The organism is Pseudokordiimonas caeni, from assembly GCF_026719705.1.
Classification (GTDB): domain Bacteria; phylum Pseudomonadota; class Alphaproteobacteria; order Sphingomonadales; family Kordiimonadaceae; genus Gimibacter; species Gimibacter caeni.
The window spans coordinates 1,736,553-1,757,322 of the sequence record NZ_JAPPRR010000001.1; the positions used below are offsets into that span (position 1 = coordinate 1,736,553).

A 20,770-nucleotide genomic window follows, 5' to 3' on the forward strand; every position below is an offset into this window, starting at 1 on the left:
AGGAGCGTAACCCGTCAGGCACCAACAGCCGCTTTGGTGTCGCCGGCGGCAGCCTGTTCGGCCTTGAGCTTGCGGGACAGAATTCCCCGCGCACGCACGCCGCCGGCATCGATATTGAGCCCGAGAAGGCGACGATCCGGATAGGCCAGCAGGTTGGCTTGCTGGCGTTCGAGCATCTCGAGATCTTCGCTGAATATTTTGCCCTGCCCTTCGCGGATGCTATCGGTGATCGCCTGATCATCGGGCTTGAAGCGGCGCGCCATCCCCCAGAAATACCAGTGCGAGGTTTCGGTTTCCGGCGTGATGAAATCGACCACAATGCTGGACGCTTTGACATCATCGGGTGCGTCATAGCCCCCATGCCCGGCGTGGGCGACCCCGACCTCGATCATCACATGGCTTGGCGGGGTGAAGCGGCAGATTTGCCACCGGTCGACAGGCTTGTCATCAGCAAGGCCATTGGCCCGAAGCGCCATCCGCCAGAAGGGGGGCGCCATCACATTTTCCATGTGGCGGCTGGTGATGACCTGCTCCCCTTCGATGCTGGTCGTGGGTGCAGCTTCGTCGATCTCCTTCTGGCCGATGCTGTTTGCATGCACATAGGTCTCATGCGTCAGATCCATCAGATTGTCGATCATCAGGCGATAGTCACACTGGATATGGAAGCGCCCGCCACCATAAGCCCATGCAGGATCATCCGCCCATTCGAGATGATGGATAAGGCTGGTATCAGCCAGCTCGCGTTGGCCGGGCCACACCCAGATGAAGCCATAGCGTTCCTCTACAGCGAAGGACCGGATGCGCGGAAAGCCATCGACACGCTGCCCGGGCATCGCGAGCGTCGCGCCGTCGCACCCCATGGTCAGCCCGTGATAGCCGCACACAAGCTTCCCGTCCCGGACCGTACCGAGCGACAGGGGCGCACCGCGATGTGGGCAGAAATCCTCCACCGCCGCCACCCGGCCACCTTCACCGCGATAGAAGACGATCTTCTCGCCGCAGATCTGACGCCCCAAAGGCCCCTCGGCGATTTCATCCGGCGTGCAGGCCACGTACCAGGCATTCTTCAGGAACATCTTGTCTCTCCCATCCAAATTGGATCCAATATTTTGAATTTTTACCGATAGTCAACATATATTGACATTTTATGGATCCATTACAAAACTGGCCGAGACATGAAGCTTCGTATCGGGGCATCATCCCTTCCGGACAGGAAAAGCGGAGAAACACGTGCAAAAACCCGGCTCTCAGGTCATGGTGACGCTTCGGCAAATGATAGGTTCCGGCGAGCTCACTGCCGGCGAGAGGCTTGTCGAAACAGCGATTGCCGAACGGCTTGGTGTCTCGCGCATGCCCGTCCGCACGGCATTCCGCGAACTGGAGTCGGAGGGACTGCTGGTTCGTGCCGGCGTGCGCGGCTATATGGTCCGCCACTTCAGCTACAATGATATCGTCGATGCCGTTGAGGTTCGCGGCGTCCTTGAGGGGCTGGCCGTCCGCCAGCTTGGGGAACGCGGCCTTGATCAAGGGACAAAAAAGCAGCTGCGTGGATGCCTCGTGGAGGGCGACCGGCTCCTTGCCAAGGGCCATCTCGATGAGGGCGACGCTGAAGCCTATCATTCGATGAATGTCTGCTTCCATGAAACCATCGTCGCGGCGAGCGGCAACGCGGCAGTGGCAACGGCCCTCACCCGCAACGATCACCTGCCCTTTGCCTCGGTGAAGGCCATGACGATCAACACGTCCGAAATGGAGCGCGAGTTTCGCCGGCTCAGCTATGCCCATATGCAACATCATGCCATCGTAGACGCGCTTGAAGCCGGCCAGGCGGCCCGCGCCGAAGCCCTGATGCGGGAACATGCCGCCGCCGTGATCCGCTACACCGATTTGCTCCAGTCCGCTGATCCGGCCCCGAAGACCTGACCGCTGCAACGTGACCGCTGCAACGATCCGCCTTGTGCCAGAGCGTTAGGCTGTTGCTCTTTGTGGTTGGTCACACTAATGGTTATCAAAGGCTTGAGTTCAGCTTGGAAACCAGGATCTGCACGACGACCCTATGCACGCGCGCCGCACAAAGATGACGATGTCGGAACTGGCACGAATGGCCGGTGTGGATATCTCCACCGTGTCCCGTGCGCTCAGCGACAGCCCGCGGGTCAAGCCTGAGACCAAGAAATATATCCTCGAGGTCGCCGCTTCGACGGGATATGTGATCAACACCTCCGCCCGCAGCTTGCGCCGCCAGACGAGCGAGGCCATCGGCCTTGTCATCCCCTTGCGGCCGGAATCCGGCCAGACCATTTCCGACCCGTTCTTTCTGGAAATGATCGCAGCGGTCGGCAACGCGGCTTCGGACGCTGGATATGACCTCATCGTCAACATGCCGAAGGAAAAAGAGAAGATCGCAGAAAAGCGCCTTCTGGAAGCCGGCCGCGCCGATGGCCTGATCGTGATCGGACAAGCAGGCCTCAGCGCGCGCCTGCACGATCTCGGCCCCCTGAAGGACCGTGTCGTCGTCTGGGGCGGCAAGACGGAAGAAGACGAATATACACTCGTCGGCAGCGACAACCGCGAGGGCGGGCGGCTGGCAGCCGAACACCTTTTGTCTCTTGGCCGCCGCCGCATCCTTTTCGTCGGCAACATGGAATTGCCGGAGGTGTTACTGCGCTACTCCGGGCTGCAGGACGCCTATCGGGTTATGGGGTTGCGACACCCGTCAGAGCTGGTCCTGGGGCTTGATTTCGGGGCACAGAACGCATTCGAGAAAAGCCTCGAATTCATCGATAGCGGAAAACAGTTTGACGCTATCTTTGCCGCATCCGATGTGCTTGCGATCGCGGCCCTGCATGCGGTCAATGCGCGGGGCATGAGCGTGCCGCAGGATGTGGCGATTGTCGGTTATGACAATATCAGCCACTCGACCATGGTTGTCCCGCACCTGACCACCATCGACCAGAGCATCAAACAGGGCGGTGAGATCATGGTGGACCTGCTGCTGCGGAAACTGGCGGGGGAAGAGGTTCACTCGCAAGTGACCCCGACCCGCCTTGTGGTGCGCCAGTCAACCGTCGCCGCAGGCTGACGACATCAGCCCTCTGATCCACGCATCGCGAGCAGAATACCGCCCATCAGGCCAGCGTCATCGCCAAGCCCCGGCGTCGTGATCAGTTCCGCGGTTGCCCTGTCCTTCACATAGCCATTCATGAGCTTGTCGTAGGCTGTCCGAACCCTGTCGATCAGCCCCACCGCCAGAAGAATGCCGCCCCCCAGAATCACCCGCTCGACTCGAGCTGTCAGTACCAGCGCGAGGCAAGCCTGTGCCAGATAGTATGCCTCAATCTCCCACGCCAGATGGTCGGCCGGTAGTAGCCCCGGATCGCCGAAGCGGTCCTGAAGTGCCTTTGCGCTGGCCAGTCCTTCAAGACAGTCGCCGTGAAAGACGCAACTTCCGGGGAAGCCCGCATCCTGCGGGTGGCGCTGCAGGCGGATATGTCCGAATTCGGGATGAACAGGATGCCCGAGCAGGCGACCGCCTGTATAGATGCCCGCCCCGATTCCGGTACCAACAGTCACATAGGCGGCGCTGGCACATCCCCTGGCCACCCCCCACTCCATTTCCGCAAGCAAGGCGCCGTTCACATCGGTTTCGATATGGACCGGCACACCGAGGGCGGCATGCAACCTTCCCCGAAGATCGCAAAGTGCCCAGCCGGGCTTCGGTGTATCCAGAATAGTGCCGTAACTTTCAGATGCAGGGTCGATATCGACGGGCCCGAAAGATGCCACACCAAGCCTGGTCATCGTGGCATGGTGCGTGGCCATCGCCCCCCTGAAAAAGGCAGCCACCGCCACGATGGTCAGATCCGGCCCGTTCACCGGGACACGCTTGCGTGCGATAATTTTCCCGTCCAGCCCCGCCAACGCACATTTGAAGGTCGTGCCGCCGGCATCAATGCCACCGAGCACCTGTTTCCGCTCATCTTCGCTCAAATTCATCCCCTCCGGCCCCATATGGAAATATCAGCAAATGCCTTTGTACAATCGTTTGTATTATGGCATTGCAAACGTTTGTACAATAGTGCAATAGTCCTCCGGGGAGGGACCATACATGACGCACGTTTCCGCGCCGAGACCATCGGCCAATGCCACAATCATATCTGCATTAACCTATGGCATGTTCTTTCTGTTTGCCATGACGACCGATGCAGTTGGCGAGATCATCCGGATCGCCAAGGTGGAGATGGCCCTGTCGAACACAGAAGCCAGCGCCTTTCACTGGGCCAGCATGATCGCGATTGCGGCAAGCGGTCTGGGGCTTGGCTTCCTCGCGGATCGTTTCGGCCGCAAGCCCGTCATCATTCTGGGCCTCGGCGTCTATCTGGTGGCAAACGCCAGCTTCATGCTCGGCCAGTCGTTCTATCTCTATCTTTCGCTACTCTTTATCTCGGGGCTCGCAATCGGTGTTTTCAAGACCGCTGCCCTCGCCCTGATTGGCGATATCTCGCATTCCACTGAAGATCACACCGTGCGGATGAACAAGGTGGAAGGTTTCTTCGGTGTCGGCGCGATCATGGGGCCAATGCTGGTGGTCGTACTGACAGGACAGGGTTTTTCCTGGACCCACCTTTACGGGATCGCGGCCACGCTTTGTGCCCTCATGGTCATCATCGCTGCCCTCACCCGCTACCCCGAAAAAGCGGCTCCATCGGAAACGCCGGCTTCCCTGTCGCGCAGCCTTTCCTTCCTGCGCGACCGCTATGCGCTCGGCTTTTCGCTTGCCATCGCCCTTTATGTCGCATGTGAAGTTGCCATCTTCGTCTGGCTGCCAACCTTCCTTGACGGCTTCGTCAGCGACGGCCTCGCTGGCCATTTTGCTGCCTATGCCGTGATGATCTTCTTCACTTTGCGGGCGGCTGGCCGGTTCCTCGGCGCCTATGTGCTCCAGAAGGCCGACTGGACAATTGTCCTTCTGGTGTTCACCTCGCTCATCTTTGCCTGTTTCGCGCTGAGTGTGCTGATGGGCCGGGAAGTTGCCGTGTATCTCTTGCCCCTTTCCGGGCTTTTCATGTCGGTCATCTACCCGACCCTGAATTCGAAAGGGATCAGCTGTTTCCCGAAGGCCGATCACGGCGCCGTTGCCGGGCTCATCCTGTTTTTCACAGCGCTTTCGGCGGCTTTTTCGCCGCTCGCGATGGCCTTTGTCAGCGACAGCTTCGGCGCAGGCGACATGCGGATCGGCTTTGTTCTGGCAACGGCTTTCGCTGCCGCCCTTTGCGCCGGAGCCTTCTGGAACTGGCAGCGCAAGCCCGTGGAGACGGCGCTCGCCCAAGCCAATCGCCTTCAATATTCGTGATGGACAGGAACCTGCATGACCAGCCCATTCTACGTTGATATTCCCCCGCCCAGTCCCACCATTTTTGTCAATGGCATCTGTCATCCGAACCTCTGGCTGTGGGATTCATGGACGGCCCATGATCAATCGTCGTTGCATCTCTATTGCCTCGCCCTGAATCGTCAGGCCTGTGACGGCAGCGCGATCCTGCCCGGAGACCGGAACAACTACCCCTTCCATATCCGTCACTTCCTGTCGGAAGACGATGGCATCAGCTGGCGGGACCTCGGGGTTGTTGCCAAGCCCGGCGGTGCCGCGGACGGGGCCGATGGCCGCAATGTCTGGAGCGGCTCGGTGCTGCGCTCACACTCGGGAGCATGGCTCTATGGTTATACCGGCCTGCGCGTGAAGACGGATGAGCGGCAGTTCCTGCAAACCATCTGCATCGCTGATGGCACCACACCGAACGCCATCAGCGGATGGTCGCGCGAGGCGCTGTCCTGCCCTCTTCGGGACTACGACAGCATTCTCGCGGCCGGCTATTATCTTGGTGCCAAAGACAAACTCGGCAGCAACGCAGGAGAAGCCGGCGGCCCCATTCTGGCCTGGCGGGATCCGTTTCTTTTCTACGACAAAAGTGGCATCCTGAATGCCGTCTGGGCTGCCAAGCTTGGCCCCACCAAGCCAGCTGTCGCGCGCGCCACAATCCGCGAAACGGAAGACGGCTTCGTAATCGACAGGCTCTTTCCTCCCATCGCCCTGCCGGACGCCGCCGATTTCACGCAGGCTGAGGTTCCCAAAATCTATCTCGATGCGGCCAGCGGCCTGTATCTGATGCTGATTTCGGCCTGCGACAGGCTCTATGAAGGCCAGCCCAATGCGGAAGTGACAATGGAAATGCGGCTGTACAAGTCGCATGACCTGGAAGGACCGTGGCAGCCCTATGGCGGCGAGGGCAGCCGCCTGCCGGAGTTGCGGGATCTTTTCGGGGCGAGCATCATCTCCAGAGGTTTCAGCCCTGAAGAACTGGTCTTTCTCGGCCCCTACACCGAGAATGCAGGCCCGCTGAAGCAGCTTTCGTTTGCGCCGCCCGTGCGGATGAAACAGACAGCCTGAAAAGCCCGAGCAGAAAAAGGGAGCAGTCCATTGACCAAGTCCAGAAATGACCATGCATCCGTTTGGGACCGTCGCCGGTTCATGCTGGCGGCCGGTATCGGTGCGCTTGCTGCTGCCAACTTGTCCGCAGGCTTGCCCGCGAGCGCCGATGAAAGATTTCCGCCCCTGCCGCCGCGTTCCAAAGCATGGGACGACGCTCCTGTGATGCCGCTATGGCCGGGCTCGCCGCCAGAGACAGGATTTGAGGCGCAGAAATTGCCGGAAAAGTGGCCGGACATTTTCCTCCGCAACATCCACATGCCTGAACTGCGGATTTTCCGTCCCGCAAAGCCGAATGGCCGGGCGCTCCTCGCCATTCCAGGCGGGGCTTACAGGTTTGTCTCGATCCAGAATGAAGGCGTGGATCTTGCCGCCGAAATGACTGCGCGTGGCTACACCGTCTTTGTCCTTGTCTACCGTCTGCCGGGCGAAGGCTGGACCAACCGTTCAAACGTGCCGCTGCAGGACGCCCAACGGGCCGTCAGGCTGGTGCGGCATCATGCAGCCAAGTTCGGCTACGGCGCCGACAAGGTTGCCGTCGTCGGCTTCTCGGCCGGTGGTCATCTCGGGGCATCGCTGACAACCGCCTATGATGAAACCGTCTACCAGCCGGTGGATGCCGCCGACGAGCTTTCGGCACGGCCCGATGCCTCCGGCCTGATCTATCCGGTGATAAGCGTTGAGGCGCCGGTGACGCACGCTGAATCTGCCCTTTTGCTTCTGGGTGACAATCCTTCGGCTTCGCTGGTGGCCCACCGGTCGCCCGCGCAGCATGTCAGCCGCGACACACCGCCGGTGTTCCTGATGCATGCCGTGGATGACCCGGCCGTACCCATTGAGAACAGCCTGCTCATGATGGACGCCCTGCGGAAGGCCGGACGCCCGGTTGAGGCACATTTCTATGAAGAAGGCGGCCATGGCTTCGGGCTCGGATCGCCGGACGTGCCGGTTGGCACATGGCTCGCGGCTTTCGCCAAATGGCTGGATCGGCATTTGGGCAACAAGTGACCAACGATTTCGAGGGGGTAGGAAACGGATCGCCGTTTCCTGCTGTTGATTTCTACCGGGAGGACTATGGATGACGACCTTCAACAGACGCGATTTGATGAAACTGACAGGCACGGCCATGCTGGCGGCACTTACCGCCCCGAAGGCGATGGCCGCCATGGCATCTGAACCCGCCATGAGCCCGCCACCCGTCGGCGATCCGCTTCAGCCTATCGACCCCGAGCTGCGCCCGGCCGCAGAGCAGGTGCTGAAGTTCACGGCTGACATGCCACCCCTGACCATGGAGGGGTTGCCGAAACTGCGGGCGGGCGGCGCTGCCTTTGCGGCCCCGCACCTGCCGGACATTCCGGTAGAAGAACGCACCATCCCGGTCGGCAAGGGCATGCCGGACGTGAAGATCTTCATCGTCAACGCCAAGGCTGGGGCCAAGCGCCCGGGGATCCTGCACATGCATGGCGGCGGCTATATTGCCGGGGCAGCCAAGTGGGAAATCCGCTATGTACAGGAAGTCGCCCGCGACCTTGATTGCATCGTGGTGAGCGTTGAGTACCGGCTGGCGCCGGAGACAACCTATATCGGCTCTGTCGAGGACAATTATGCCGGCCTGCGCTGGATGTATGACCATGCAACAGAGCTGGGCCTTGACCCTGACCGCATCGCCGTGATGGGTGAAAGTGCCGGTGGCGGCCACGCCGCCCGCCTTGCCATCACAGCGCGCGACCGCGGCGAGGTGCCCCTTGTGCTGCAGGCGCTGATCTATCCGATGCTCGATGACCGCACGGGCTCGACCATCCATCCGCCCGCTCATATCGCCACTGTCGGTTGGGACGGACAGGCCAACAGGTTTGGCTGGCAATCCTTCCTCGGACAGGAACCGGGTGTGAAGGGCGTGCCGGCGGCGGGCGTACCGGCGCGGGTTGAAGACCTGTCCGGCCTTGCCCCGGCCTTTATCGCCGTCGGCGGCGTGGACCTGTTCGTTCAGGAAGACATTGCCTATGCGACCCGGCTGCTGGAGGCCCGCGTACCGACCGAGCTTCTGGTGGTACCGGGCGCCTTCCACGGCTTCGACCGCGTGGCCCCCGAAACCTACCCGGCGCGCCAGTTCACCACGGCCAAACTGAATGCACTGCGCCGCGCATTCGGTGAAACACTTCCCGCGGCCTGACCCTTGTCCGCGTTTGCCGCACCGGTCCCTCGCCGGTGCGGCACCCTCGATCATTGCACGACCACTCGGAGCACCCCATGAAACCAGTCCTGAAGTTTTTGGCGCTCGGCCTTTTCTCGCTGCCTGCCTATGCAGCAGATCACGTTGACTCCACCCTGAAGGCCGGGGCAGCAAAGGTAGAATTCACCCCGGACGCCACTGCGCTACCGGAGGGCTATCTGGGTATCCTCGATCCCGTTTATGTGCGTGCACTTGTCTTGCAAACGGGGAAAAGCAAGGCCGCCCTCGTCAGTGTCGACGCCGGCGCCATCCCCGATCAGGTCTGGCTGGCTGCAAGCGAAGCATCCGCAAAACTCGGCATTCCGAGAGAAGCGCTGCAGGTGACAGCCACCCATACCCATAGTGTGCCCCGCGATTTGGGGGCCGTGCTTTCAGCCAGGATCGCCGAAGCCCTGAAGGCTGCCGACGCCCGGCTGGAGCCCGCGAGGATCGCGTATGGCGAAGGCGTCTCCTTCATCAATGTGAACCGCAACATGATCGACCCCGAAACCCGCAAATGGTGGGAAGGGCCGAACTATGACGGCCCGTCGGATAAAACGGTTGCCGTTGTGAAGGTTGAAACCACGAACGGCCAGCCGATCGCGCTTTATTATAATTATGCCGTCCATGCGGTGATCACCGGCCAGCTTGATAAAGTGAGCGGCGACATTCCCGGCGCCACCTCGCGCTATATCGAGGATGCGCTTGATGACAGGGCGGTCGCCTTGTGGTCAGAAGGGGCAGCTGGCGACCAGAACCCGATCTTTTTCCAGCAGACCTATGACCTGCGCGAAATCCGCATCAAGGATTTTGCAGCACGCGGCATTGATATCAGCAATACGATGCTGCCGGGTGGCAAAGAGCTCGATCGCAGCAACCCTGCCGTCCTGAAGCTGATGAAACAGCAAGAGCAGATGATCGCATCGATGGGCCAGATGCTGGGTGAAGAAGTGCTGCATGTGGCGCGCAGCAATATGAACCGGGCTGAAACTGTCCCCGTGATATACGGCAGCCAGAAAGACATCACCTGCCCCGGCCGCACCCGCACCGATGAAGGCCGGGCGGGAGCCCCCGGCACTTATGTGGACGCAGATCCCGTGCCCATTCGCCTCAGCCTCCTGCGCGTGGGCGATATCGTGATCGGCGGGGTGAATGCCGAGGTGTTCAACCCCATCGCCATGAAGTTCAAGGCGCGTTCGCCTTTTGCCCGGACCGTGATGGCAACACTGACAAACGGCTATGCACCGTCGGGTTATATTCCCCACGATGCCGCCTATGCCCAATATACGTTCGAGGTGGTCTCATCCCGCCTGAAACCCGGCTGCGCGGAAGAGGCCATCGCAGAAGGGCTTCTTGACCTGATCGAAGGATCGGAAAAAGCCCGCCTGCGCTGACCCTGGCCGTTACCGCTTGATACTGCGCAGTTCATCCCTGTCAGGGGCGAACGCCAGCCTCGGCGCGTCATCCCAGATCATACAGGGCTCCTCTACAGGCTCATAGGGTTTCCAATCGGGGATGCCCGCATGATTGGGATTGCCTGTCCGGGCGAAGGCGATCCAGGCATCCGCCATCCGGTTGCCAAGCGCCTCGGCACGCGGGCCACCGCCTGTCATGGTGTCGCACCTGTCGGTGTTGGCGAAGACGAACGGAATATCCAGACAATGGAAGGCACGGGGCCGGCCATCCAGAACCGGGGGCTGCCAGTTGAACGAATAAAGATAAGCGGGCGCCTTGCCGAGCGCGGCCTTCGACGCCGCCTGATCAATCGCCGCCTGCCGGACGGGGGACGTGGCAATCCGTGACCACAGATCGAAGGGCGATGCATCCGGCGTGTGCGCCCTGAAAGCCTGCACGATCCGGCTGCCCTGCCCCGGGAACATGGCTTCAACCTTCGCAGCAAGGCCTGCCTCGTCCATGCCTTCATCCCCGGGCGTCATCACCCCGTTGATGAATTCGTTGAGCGTGGTGCCGATCATCATCGGCACATCAGCGGTTATACCGGGTGCCGTCGGCCCGAAAGGAGCCGCCGGGATAACGGCGCCGTCCGCCACCGGCGCAAAATTCAGATTGAGGGCAAACTGGCGCACATCCACATAACCGGGGAATGGCGCATTCTCGCGCTGCATCACGGCATCGCATGCCAGCCGGATGTGGTCATACGGCATGGCTTGAAGCTCATCCACCGTTTGCCGGTTCAACCCCAGCTCGGCCACCAGCAGATCGGCGAGGCGGCGCGACATATCCTGCGAAATCGCATTGGTGAACGAGCCGCTTTGCACCACGGCCCTGTGGAACAGGCCTTTTGCCGCCGGCATGCCCATGAGGGCGCTGACCTTGGCACCGCCGCCCGATTGGCCGAAGATCATCACCCGGTCCGGGTCACCGCCAAATTCAGCGATGTTATCGCGCACCCATTCAAGCGCTGCGACGATATCGAGCATCCCGACATTGCCGGACCGGGCATAGCGGTCGCCGTAGCCGGAAAGATCGAGATAGCCGAGAAGATTGAGCCGGTGATTGAGCGTGACGACCACCACGTCACCCCGGCTCGCCAGATTTTCGCCGTCAAAGGCCGGCAGGTCATGCCCGGATCCGGCAACAAAGCCACCACCATGCAGCCAGACCATCACGGGCCGGCGACCATTATCCCGGATACCGGGCGTCCAGACATTCACCCGCAGGCAATCTTCGCCCGCGACGCTGTCGTTCCACTGGAAGATGAAGGCGGATTCGTCATGAAAGCGCCCCATGCCCTTGTCCTGCGGCGCAATCAGTCCGTAATGCAGGGAGCTGCGCACCCCGGCCCACGGCTGTGGCTTTTCGGGCGCACGGAAGCGGTTCTCGCCACCTGTTGAAGCGCCATAGGGCATACCCTTGAAGGTGAAGATCCCGTTTCGGATATAACCGCCAACCTTGCCATACTGTGTTTCGACGATTGCCGCACCGGTCTTTGCAACGAGCCGGTCACGTCCGGCCTTTGCTTTTTCATAGGCAGGTTCGGCGGCTGTAACCCCGCCCATGCCCGAAGCCGCCCCTGCGGCCGCCCCTGCGAGAACGGCCGCACCCTTCAGAAAGGCCCGCCGCCCCATGTGATCATTTGAAGTGTCGTCTGGATGTTTGGTCATCAAAGCCTCCCCTATATATCCTTGCCCCTGGCGACCCTTCGCTTAGGAAAGCGCTACCCGATTGCCTGAAAAGAAAGAGGGCCAAGGTCTCTCGATACCCGGCCCTCTTCTTACTCGCTCAGACGGTTGCCTCAGTTCATATAGAGCCTGAAGGCAACACCGATCGTGCGGGGACGCGGTCCAGCAAGAAGGGTCGGGCCATTGGCCGAGGTAGGACCACGCAGATCGCTGAGGTTGCTGCCGAAAAGCCGGAACTCATATTGATCGCGGCGGAAAGCGACGCTCGCGTCATAAAGCTCGTAGGCATCAAGCGTGTCGACCGTCGCATCCTGATTCTTCGCTTCACCGTTGAAGGTGGCGGAGGCGTTTGCCGTCATTTCCCAGTCACCAAGCGTGGTGCTATAGTCCAGATCGAAGCGGACATTATAGGGCGGCGTGTTGAACAGCCGTTCGCCATTTGCAGCACGCGGCGTCGCCTCGGCAAAGGCCGGGATCACGTTGGTGAATTCCGACGAGTTATAGTTGGCAATCGCGTTGACCCGCAGCCCCTCGATCGGGGTCATCCACTGGATTTCGGCATCGATACCCTGTGTTTTGCCGTCCCCGAGGTTGGCGAATGCGGAAAGTCCGATCGAGGTGTTAAAGGCGCTCTGCAGGTTGGTATATTTGATATCATAGACACTGGCGGCAACCTGCAGACGGTTATCGAAGAGCGAGCCCTTGGCGCCGATTTCGATGTTGCGCAGCTTGTCCGGAGTCAGCGAAATATTGCTCGGCACACCGTCCGCGATCACGGCATCAGCCTGGGCCTGCGATTGCAGGATACTGCTGCGGAAGCCCGTACCCGCGTTGATGAAGAGCATCCAGTCATCGCTCGGGTGATAGGCAAGGTTCGCCCGCCATGTCCAGGCATCAAGCTTGTCGTCGCTTGCGGCCGGAACGCCGTTCGAAACGGAGTCCGAGCTACGGCTATCCTTGAAATAACGGAGGCCGAAAAGCGGCACCAGCTTGCCACCAAACATATCGTAGCTGATTTCCGAGAAGATCGAGCCGTTCTCGGTGCGCGTGATGGTCTCGCCGCCGAGGGCGAGTGTCGGGAAGTTCAGGCTGAACTCATAAACGCCCTTGGCATTCTGGTAGAACATGCCGCCAACCCAGTGGAACGGACTGTCATCCGATGAAGCAAGCCGGAATTCGTTCACGAAATTCTTGGCATCGCCCCCGTTGATCAGGATGCCGGTGCCAAGCGGCGCACCAAGGCCAAGACCCACACCAAACCCGCCGGGCAGCGAACGCTGATAGGAGGTCGCGTTGGTCAGGGTGACCGTATCGAAGTCATAGGTGATCGTGTTCGAGAAATAGTTGGCACTGCGCTTGTCATACCCCTCGAACGTGCCCTGATTGGCCGCATACGGCGGATCGACCGAGTCCATCACATTCAGATAGTCCTGATCGGTCGAGAAGTGCCAGCCGCGCATCCGCAACGTCAGCTGGTCGCTCGGCTTCCAGAGAACCACAGCTTGCAGGTTCTCGGCCTTGATATCGTTGGCGTCCGTCTTCAGGGGCGTACCCGTAGGGGCGCCTTCATAGATATCGTTGTAACCGGCACGGAAGTCGTAGCTGCCGCTGATACGGATGGCGAGCTTGTCTTTCACCACCGGGATCGACACAGCGGCGGAACCACGATAGTCGAAGTCATCCGCATCCTTGGTTTTGGACAGCGAAAGCTCGCCCTCCATCCCGAATTCCTCGAGGTCTGGATTCTTGGTGCGATAGATGATCACCCCGCCCATCGAGCCCTGACCATAGAGCGTGCCTTGCGGACCGCGCAGCACTTCAACACGTTCGATATCGAAATATTGCAGCGGCGGCGCGGCCTGGAAGTTCGGCACACCGAAGGGCGTATCGTCGAGATAATAGCCGACCATCCCGTCGCCGACCGGGCCGCCGGCCCCTGACCCCCGGAACGAGAAGATGCGGTAACCGGCACCGATTTCCTGTGCCTGCGATGCACCGGGGATCAGCTTGATCAGCTCGGCGCCTTCCCGGATGTTGCGGGCAGCGAGCGAGTCGCCGCTGAAGGCCTGAATGGCCATGGGCACGTCGCTCAGTGCCCGCGCCCCTGTTTTGGTGGCGGAGACGACGATTTCGTCGATAACGAATTCGGTGTCAGCGTCTGCTGCGCCCTGCTCTTGCGCATAGGCCGGAGCACCGGCCAGAGCCGCCAGAATGGCATAAGCAGCCACGCCGGATGAAAGACCCGGACGACGCATAGCTGTCGCCGTGAATCCCCGTTGGTTCATGCTGGAGGCAGAATCCAGCAGGCTCGCGTTGTTCATAAGCATAATCCCTCCCCAATGCTCTCTGTACAATCGATTGGCTTTTCCCTAGCACGGCCCAAAACCCTTTACAAGAGGCCAATACAAACGATTGTATTTTTGTTGGAAAAGTTCCGGACGCTGCTGAGGTGAATACCCCGGACCAACGTAATGGAAAGAACAAGGATTTTCTGAAAGCGCAGCAATCAGCCCTTACATGGCTAACCCAAACACTGAAGCCCCCAGCCGCGATAATCACCACTGAGCCAGTGATCTGAAAGGAGTGGCCTGAGCTTCGCCGCTACCCCAGCATCGGACCGGCAACTACTCTGCTGGCTGATTCAATAAAAACATCAATAAAATCAAAAATTTAAAGTCATTGGTGCCCGCTGCCGGCACCAGAGTCTTATTGAAATCAATAAGCTGAAGGCACTTGGCGCAGTTTTGGCGCATTCAGATCCGTGCTGTCACATGCGAAATCGACGCTAACAGTGCCCTGAGCAGGCCCTCGAGGAATTCTCGTGTCTTTGTGTCCACCAGGACCCCTTCCCTGAATTTTTCCGGCGCGAGGCCAATGGCAACTTCGGGGAAAGGAACAATCGGCGTGAGCGTTGCTGACAGGATGGTCTTCAGATGCTGCTGCGCCCTGACCCCGCCCGTAAGGGCTGGCGTGGCGCTCAGGATGGCGGCAGGCTTGCCCTTTAAGACTGACTGGTAGGCCGGACGACTGGCCCAGTCGATGGCGTTTTTGAGCACACCCGAAGTGCTGTAATTATACTCTGGCGTTGCGAAGATCAGGCCGTTTGCCGCTGCAATCGCCTCGCGCAGGCGCGCCACGCTTTCGGGAGGCGTTTCCCCGTCGAGCGCCGGATCATAGTGCGGCAGGCTGCCGATATCGGCGAAGGTGAACCGCACATGGGATGGTGCCAGCGCCGCCATTGCCTCAAGCGCCAGCCGGTTCCACGAGCCCCGACGCAGGCTGCCGGAAAAGGCGAGGATGGTGATCGGCTTCATGACAACGGCTCCACATCAATATCGCCCCAAAGGGCCGGAAACAGAACCGGCCTCCGAAGAGGCCGGCCATTTTTTGACTGTGCCCGGCCTTATTGGCCGAAGCGCCAGGTGAAGGTCACACCGTAGGTGCGCGGCGCCTGATAGTTGGCATAATAGGTGCCGAAGAGCTCGAGACGGCTGGCATAATTCAGCTCGTCCGTCACGTTCTTCACCCAGGCGCTCAGCCGCCAGCGGTCATCCTTGGCTGCCACCCCGGCATAAAGGTTCAAGGTGAATTCCGACGGGTTCTTCAGGTCCGCTGTATTGGTGTTCTCGAAATAATATTCATCGGTCCACTGATAGTCGGCACCAAGCGACCCGACGAGATTGTCAGCAAGATCCACCTCATAGCTCGCCCCGAGATTGGCGGCATGGCGCGGGGTGCGGCGGCAGGTGTTGCCGTCCACATCCGTGCCGTCTTCATCGATGATGAGCGTGCCGGTGAATTCGCAGCGGCTGTAGGCATAGTTGCCGGTGATGGCAAAGCCCGCACCAAGGAGTGCCTTGAAATCAAGCTCGAGGCCGTAGGCTTCCGCCCCGTTTGCCGCGTTCACAACGAAGTTGTCCGGTGGCCGGGTGGGATCAAGCTGCAGGAACTGCTGGGTCTGCAGGTCCTTGTATTTGGTGAAATAGGCAACCGCGTTGACCATCAGGCGGCGGTCTGCAAGCAGGAACTTGCCACCGGCTTCATAGCTTGTTGCGAATTCCGGTGCGAACGAAACGATGGCATCAAGCGGGTTGCCTGCGTTCTCGCCCGTATAGCCGCCAGCTTTATATCCGCGTTCCACCCGGGCGAAATAATTCTGGCCTTCAGTGGGTGCGTAACTCAGCGTCAGGCTCGGCAGCCAGGCGTCCCAGCTGTCCTTGTCGGTGACAGTAAAACCACCCGGAGGCAGTGGGCTGTCGAAGCTGTCGCCAAAGCGGTTCGACGTGAATTTCTTCTTGTCGTAGGCATAGCGGACGCCACCGTTGATCGACAGGCTTTCGGTGATGTCGTAGGTCACTTCGCCGAAGAGGCCGAGGTTGGTGGCCTTCGATCCCGTCCGCGCGTTGCTGGTGCCGCCAGCCGGTGTGGCCGGTTCACCGCCATAGGCAATCGCGAAAGCAAACTCGGTGATGCCGTCAAAATCCGGGAAGTAGAAGCTGACGCGTTCAAGCCGCTCGATATCTTCCTTCAGCACATAGGCACCGAGCGACCACTGGAGCCGTTCGCCGCCGCCAGAGAGGCGTAGTTCCTGCGAGAACTGCTTCACGTCGTCGGCCTTCTGCTGGTCAAACCAGCAATCCGGAACAGTATTCAGATAGGCGTCGATCCCGGCCGCCATGACGGCATCAATGACCGGTACCTGCGTTTCGGAATCGATCGGCACATTCCAGTACATGCCGCAACCATCTTCCCGCACCTCAATATCGCTTTTGCGGAATGAGGTGATGGAATTCAGGGTCATGCTGTCGCTGATGTCATAATCAACATTAGCCGCGATGCCATAAAGATCGGAATTCTGGTAGCCCGAGAAGTTGCGAGCTCCCTTGCGCGGGTCGCTGCTCTTGAACGGCGCATTCCGGGTCGGCAGCACGAAACTGTCCGGCAGGCCGGGGATCGGCGGTGCGAAGAAGGAATTGTAGGTGACGGCATGGCTGTCACCGGCCACATCCACATCAACCCAGCGCGCACCGTCACGGTGACGGGTATAGTCGGCCGTGATGGTGGCATCGAGCTTGTCGCTCGGGCGGAAACGCAGCGAGCCGCGCACCGACTGGACATTGATGTCCTCCTCATCGCCGCCCATTGTGTTGGTGGCGAAGCCGTCGCGGGTACGCGACGTGGCAGTGAGCCCAGCCGAGACCGTGTCGCTGACCGGCCCACGGATCGAAGCCGCAATATTCACGGCGTTATAATTGCCGTATGACGCCTCGACTTTGCCTTCCGTCTCATCGCCCGGCTTCTTGGTGATATAGTGGATAAGGCCGCCGACGATATTCTTGCCGAAACGCAAGCTTTGCGGGCCTTTCAGCACCTCGACGCGTTCGAGATCGAAAAGATCGACCAGCACGCCCGAAGAACGCGCCATATAAACGCCGTCGATAAAGATACCGACCGAACTGTCAGCGGCCGCGCCCTGAATGTTTGAGCCGATACCGCGCATGAAGATTTCGGGGTCGGTCGCATTCGCGATATTGAATTTGGCACCCGGAATACGGTTCGTGACCTCATATAGATCGCGAATACCGGCCTCTTCCATGGCCGAAGCATCAAACACCTGGACGCTGACGGGCACGTCCTGCAGGCCTTCGTCCTTGCGGCGGGCATTGACGATGATTTCCTCGAGATAGAATTCCTCACCCTGATCCTGGGCCATCACCGCCGGTGCCTCAATGCCACCTATCAGCGCTGCCCCACAGAGGCTGCTCAAGAGCGCCCTTTTCATTCCTGACTTCATATCGTGCACGTTACCCCTCCTGTTCATTGGGTTCTCGCACGGGCATTCGTACCGGCCCGCGCGACCGTCACCACAATGCATTCACTTCCCTTGCCCTTCGGCGCATTGCCTGTGGTTTCAAGAAAAAGCTTATGGGGGGCAGGAATAATAAAATAATATCGTTTCATGTGGGCTCTATTACGGTTTTGTTATACCGACCCGGCGTTATAACGAATGGCAGAATGCCTCTTTCCCTCTCATAGCTCCTATAAGAATCCGGAATATCAGAGGCCGATACCATTACTTTTTCTACCTGACCTGCCTCGCTAGTGTTCACCATTGGGGGGCGCTTGGGGCGCCTTGAAGAGATCAGGAAGGGAGATGACAATGTATCCTGAAAGAAGGACACCGAAAGGGGCGCGATGGCTGATGGCCACTGCCCTTTGCGCACTTATGACGGCACCTGCCGCCCAAACCGCCGACAAGGACGAGGAAAAGCCGGTGCGCTACGAAGCACCGGGCGAAGTGCATGCCCCGAGCCCCGATCCGGATATCCGGGCATGGCATGACCTTACCTACGACCAAAAGCCGCCCCGCCCGATCCCCGACAAGGATTATGGCTACAATCCCGAAACCGGCGCCTTCACCCACCCGAAGGCAACGCCGCTTGTAAAAGATGCCCCTTCCTTCACCGGGCAACTTACCTATTGGGACCAGAATTCCTACACGAAGAATGTCACCGTCCTCGGCTTCTATAACGAGGTCATGTCGGCCGGGCACACCTGGCAGAATATAGTCGACTTCAACGGGCGCCGTTACATGTATGTATCGGGTGGCCGTAACCTCGGCGTCTATGACATCACCGACCCCCGCAATGTGAAACTGGTGCACCTGAAAGGCACCCATGTGGTGGGCGAAGGCCGCGCCAAAGAACCGGAAGTCAATCCTTACGCCGAAAACGACATGTCCGGCGCCATGTCGATCCAGTGGAGCAAGAAGCTCGGCAAATATGTGGCCGTCGTCTCCCACGCCATTCCGCGCTACGGCATCATGGACGAAAAGCTGCTGGAGCCCGAAGGCGTGAAGACCCTGAAGCACTGGAAAGGCCTGAAGGGCTTCCAGGTTTTTGCAGTAAACAGCCCGAACCCTGATGACTGGGAACTTCTCGCCACCCGCACCACGGATGTGAGCCACCCCGATGCGCCGAACGGGCAGCAGCAGGGCTCGGGCTCGCTCGATGTGCCCTCGTGGTTCGGCGGGAAATACATGTTCCTGTCAGCCGCCCCCGACGACCGCTATATGCTGACTGAATTCCCGGATTATCTCTATTCCGCAGGCTTCCAGGCCTGGGATATGTCCGACCCCGCCGACCCGAAATTCGTGAGCCAGTTCACCGCCCCCGGCCAGATCCTTGGCGATCCGGCGCATGAAGAAGCCTATCTGATGAACCCGCGCGCGGGGAACCGCACCTCGTGGTTCGGCTCGCGCATGCCGCCGTTCCTTGTAAAACCGCTGGAAAAAGGCGGCAAATATGCTTTCGGCTCGATGGCATCGCTTGGCCTCTATGTCCTCGACCTCAGCGATCCGAAGAATATGAAGCCGGTCGGGCATGTGAACACGGCGCCGCGCTTTGCGGGCACCGAATTCGACAATGTCGACGTCAGCCAGTATGAGCGCACGGGGTATGTCTTCACCAACGGCTATCCGATGAACGACGAGTGCTTCGAGCCCTACAAGGATATCTGGGTAGTGGACGCCAAGGATGTGAAAAATCCTAAGATCGTTGCCAAATTCCCGCGCCCAACCCCGCCGGACGATGCCGCTTTCACTGATTTCTGCCAACGTCGCGGCAGCTTCGGCCCCAAACGACCGGGTTACCACACCACGCAACCGGGCAAATGGCGGCAGGGCATCATACCCTATGCCTTCTATAATGCAGGCGTTCAGTTCTTCGACGTCAGCAATCCGCTTGATGTGAAGATCGCCGGCTATTTCGTGCCGCGTTTCCCGAAGAAGGGGGAGGCGCCCTCCTACAGCTTCGGCAACCTCACCTACGGCATCTATGCGGAATACGACCGCAACATCGTCTGGGTCTTCACCAACAATGGCTTCTATGCCGTCAGCTCGCCACTCCTCGGCGAACCGCTTTTCGAAGCGCCCAAAAAGCCCTGGCCGCCGAAAGGCTGACAGGCACTCTGCAATAACGGAAAACCTTGCGCCGCTCCCTTGGGGGCGGCGTCTTTCTTTTTGGTGCGGCAGGCCATAAAAAAACGCCGGCAGGACTATCTCCGCCGGCGCAAGTCTGGGACAAACTACTTAAACAGTCAGATCAGGGGGCGACAGGCGTGTAGCCCGCAGCGTTCGAATGGGCGGGGCGTGTCTTGCCAACATGCCCTGCCATCTGCAGAAGGCTGAGGAGCGTGTCGTTATACTCCCCCGGACGTTCGAAAAAGGCCGAGTGGCCAGCGCCCACCACTTCCACAAGGAAGGAGCCTGCGATCCGTTCCTGCATCAGGCGGATGGCCTCAACGGGGAAGAGCTTGTCTTCATGCCCGGCGATGAAAAGCGTCGGAATGCCTGCTTCCGCCAGTGCCTCGGGCGCGATCGGGTAGAATGATCCCGTCACATTGTGGCGTGTCGTTGCGTTGAAACTGTTGATCAGGCGGTAAAGCCGTGCCATCTCCGGGCGTTCACGCGGTGTCCGGTCGCCGAGTACGCGGTCGATCAGGTCCATGTTGGCGGTCGCGTCGCGCGCCTTGTCCATGATCGTCTTTACATCATCCGGCTCGATCAGGCCGTGCAGCGAGGATGAAACGGCAAGGGCAGCTACCCGCTTCGGATAACGCGCCGCAAAGCCGATACAGGTCCCTGCCCCCATCGATTGCCCGAGAAGCGCCACCCGTTCCTCGCCAAGCGCGTCAAGCAGGGCTGCAAGGTCGTCGACGAAGGCACTGCGGCCGCGGCCATCCAGATCCTTCGACAGGCCGAAGCCGCGTTGATCGAACACGATCACCCGGTTGGTGCGGGCGAATGTATCGATCTGCTGGAACCAGATGGCATGGTTGCCGCCCATCCCGTGGGCAAGCACCAGCGCCGGGCCTTCGCCGTGGCTTTCATAATAAAGTTCTGCGCCTTCAATGCTGATGAACGGCATA

The 20,770-nt window shown here is 59.9% G+C and carries 15 protein-coding genes; 8 read left to right on the forward strand and 7 right to left on the reverse strand.

The features are described 5' to 3' along the window. Positions 1 to 14 precede the first annotated feature (14 nt). Entirely contained in the window at positions 15 to 1,076 is a 1,062-nt protein-coding gene (locus OU694_RS07870) for a Rieske 2Fe-2S domain-containing protein (RefSeq protein ID WP_308910432.1), read from the reverse strand. A 154-nt stretch (positions 1,077 to 1,230) separates the two neighbouring features. Here OU694_RS07870 and OU694_RS07875 point away from each other — a divergent pair, with 154 nt between their 5' ends. Both OU694_RS07875 and OU694_RS07880 read left to right on the forward strand, forming a co-directional pair. Further along, the gene (locus OU694_RS07875) at positions 1,231 to 1,923 is read left to right on the forward strand and encodes a GntR family transcriptional regulator (RefSeq protein WP_308910433.1); all 693 of its coding nucleotides are present in this window, start codon (positions 1,231 to 1,233) and stop codon (positions 1,921 to 1,923) included. A gap of 160 nt (positions 1,924 to 2,083) precedes the next feature. After that, complete coding sequence (locus OU694_RS07880; RefSeq protein WP_308910434.1) at positions 2,084 to 3,082, forward strand: LacI family DNA-binding transcriptional regulator; 999 nt, start codon at positions 2,084 to 2,086, stop codon at positions 3,080 to 3,082. Between the two features lie 5 nt (positions 3,083 to 3,087). On the opposite strand, the gene OU694_RS07885 is transcribed toward OU694_RS07880, so the two are convergent. Beyond that, positions 3,088 to 3,990 (reverse strand): ROK family protein, encoded by a 903-nt coding sequence (locus tag OU694_RS07885; protein WP_308910435.1) that lies wholly within the window; start codon positions 3,988 to 3,990, stop codon positions 3,088 to 3,090. Positions 3,991 to 4,108: 118 nt separating this feature from the next. On the opposite strand from OU694_RS07885, the gene OU694_RS07890 reads away from it, so the two are divergent. From OU694_RS07890 to OU694_RS07910, 5 genes are all read left to right on the forward strand, one after another. Next, on the forward strand, positions 4,109 to 5,353 hold the full coding sequence (locus OU694_RS07890) for an MFS transporter (protein ID WP_308910436.1): 1,245 nt from the start codon (positions 4,109 to 4,111) through the stop codon (positions 5,351 to 5,353). Positions 5,354 to 5,368: 15 nt separating this feature from the next. After that, positions 5,369 to 6,448, forward strand: coding sequence for a glycoside hydrolase family protein (locus tag OU694_RS07895; RefSeq protein WP_308910437.1), 1,080 nt, complete (start codon positions 5,369 to 5,371; stop codon positions 6,446 to 6,448). Between the two features lie 30 nt (positions 6,449 to 6,478). Next, positions 6,479 to 7,495, forward strand: coding sequence for an alpha/beta hydrolase (locus tag OU694_RS07900; RefSeq protein WP_308910438.1), 1,017 nt, complete (start codon positions 6,479 to 6,481; stop codon positions 7,493 to 7,495). A gap of 70 nt (positions 7,496 to 7,565) precedes the next feature. After that, entirely contained in the window at positions 7,566 to 8,660 is a 1,095-nt protein-coding gene (locus OU694_RS07905; RefSeq protein ID WP_308910439.1) for an alpha/beta hydrolase, read from the forward strand. Positions 8,661 to 8,737: 77 nt separating this feature from the next. Next, on the forward strand, positions 8,738 to 10,093 hold the full coding sequence (locus tag OU694_RS07910) for a hypothetical protein (protein WP_308910440.1): 1,356 nt from the start codon (positions 8,738 to 8,740) through the stop codon (positions 10,091 to 10,093). A 9-nt stretch (positions 10,094 to 10,102) separates the two neighbouring features. Here OU694_RS07910 and OU694_RS07915 read toward each other — a convergent pair whose 3' ends face one another. From OU694_RS07915 to OU694_RS07930, 4 genes are all read right to left on the reverse strand, one after another. Beyond that, positions 10,103 to 11,824 (reverse strand): carboxylesterase/lipase family protein, encoded by a 1,722-nt coding sequence (locus OU694_RS07915; RefSeq protein WP_308910441.1) that lies wholly within the window; start codon positions 11,822 to 11,824, stop codon positions 10,103 to 10,105. Between the two features lie 131 nt (positions 11,825 to 11,955). Continuing rightward, positions 11,956 to 14,169 carry a TonB-dependent receptor gene (locus OU694_RS07920; RefSeq protein WP_308910442.1) on the reverse strand — a complete coding sequence of 738 codons (2,214 nt, stop codon included), beginning with the start codon at positions 14,167 to 14,169 and terminating at the stop codon, positions 11,956 to 11,958. Between the two features lie 426 nt (positions 14,170 to 14,595). Then, entirely contained in the window at positions 14,596 to 15,156 is a 561-nt protein-coding gene (locus OU694_RS07925; RefSeq protein WP_308910443.1) for an NADPH-dependent FMN reductase, read from the reverse strand. Positions 15,157 to 15,245: 89 nt separating this feature from the next. Next, the gene (locus OU694_RS07930) at positions 15,246 to 17,624 is read right to left on the reverse strand and encodes a TonB-dependent receptor (RefSeq protein WP_308910444.1); all 2,379 of its coding nucleotides are present in this window, start codon (positions 17,622 to 17,624) and stop codon (positions 15,246 to 15,248) included. A gap of 420 nt (positions 17,625 to 18,044) precedes the next feature. On the opposite strand from OU694_RS07930, the gene OU694_RS07935 reads away from it, so the two are divergent. Further along, complete coding sequence (locus tag OU694_RS07935; RefSeq protein ID WP_308910445.1) at positions 18,045 to 19,802, forward strand: LVIVD repeat-containing protein; 1,758 nt, start codon at positions 18,045 to 18,047, stop codon at positions 19,800 to 19,802. Between the two features lie 142 nt (positions 19,803 to 19,944). Here the strand turns inward: OU694_RS07935 and OU694_RS07940 are convergent, their stop codons facing one another. Continuing rightward, a complete protein-coding gene (locus OU694_RS07940) occupies positions 19,945 to 20,769 on the reverse strand; it encodes an alpha/beta fold hydrolase (protein WP_308910446.1) in 825 nt (274 codons plus the stop codon). Between the last annotated feature and the right edge of the window lies 1 nt (position 20,770).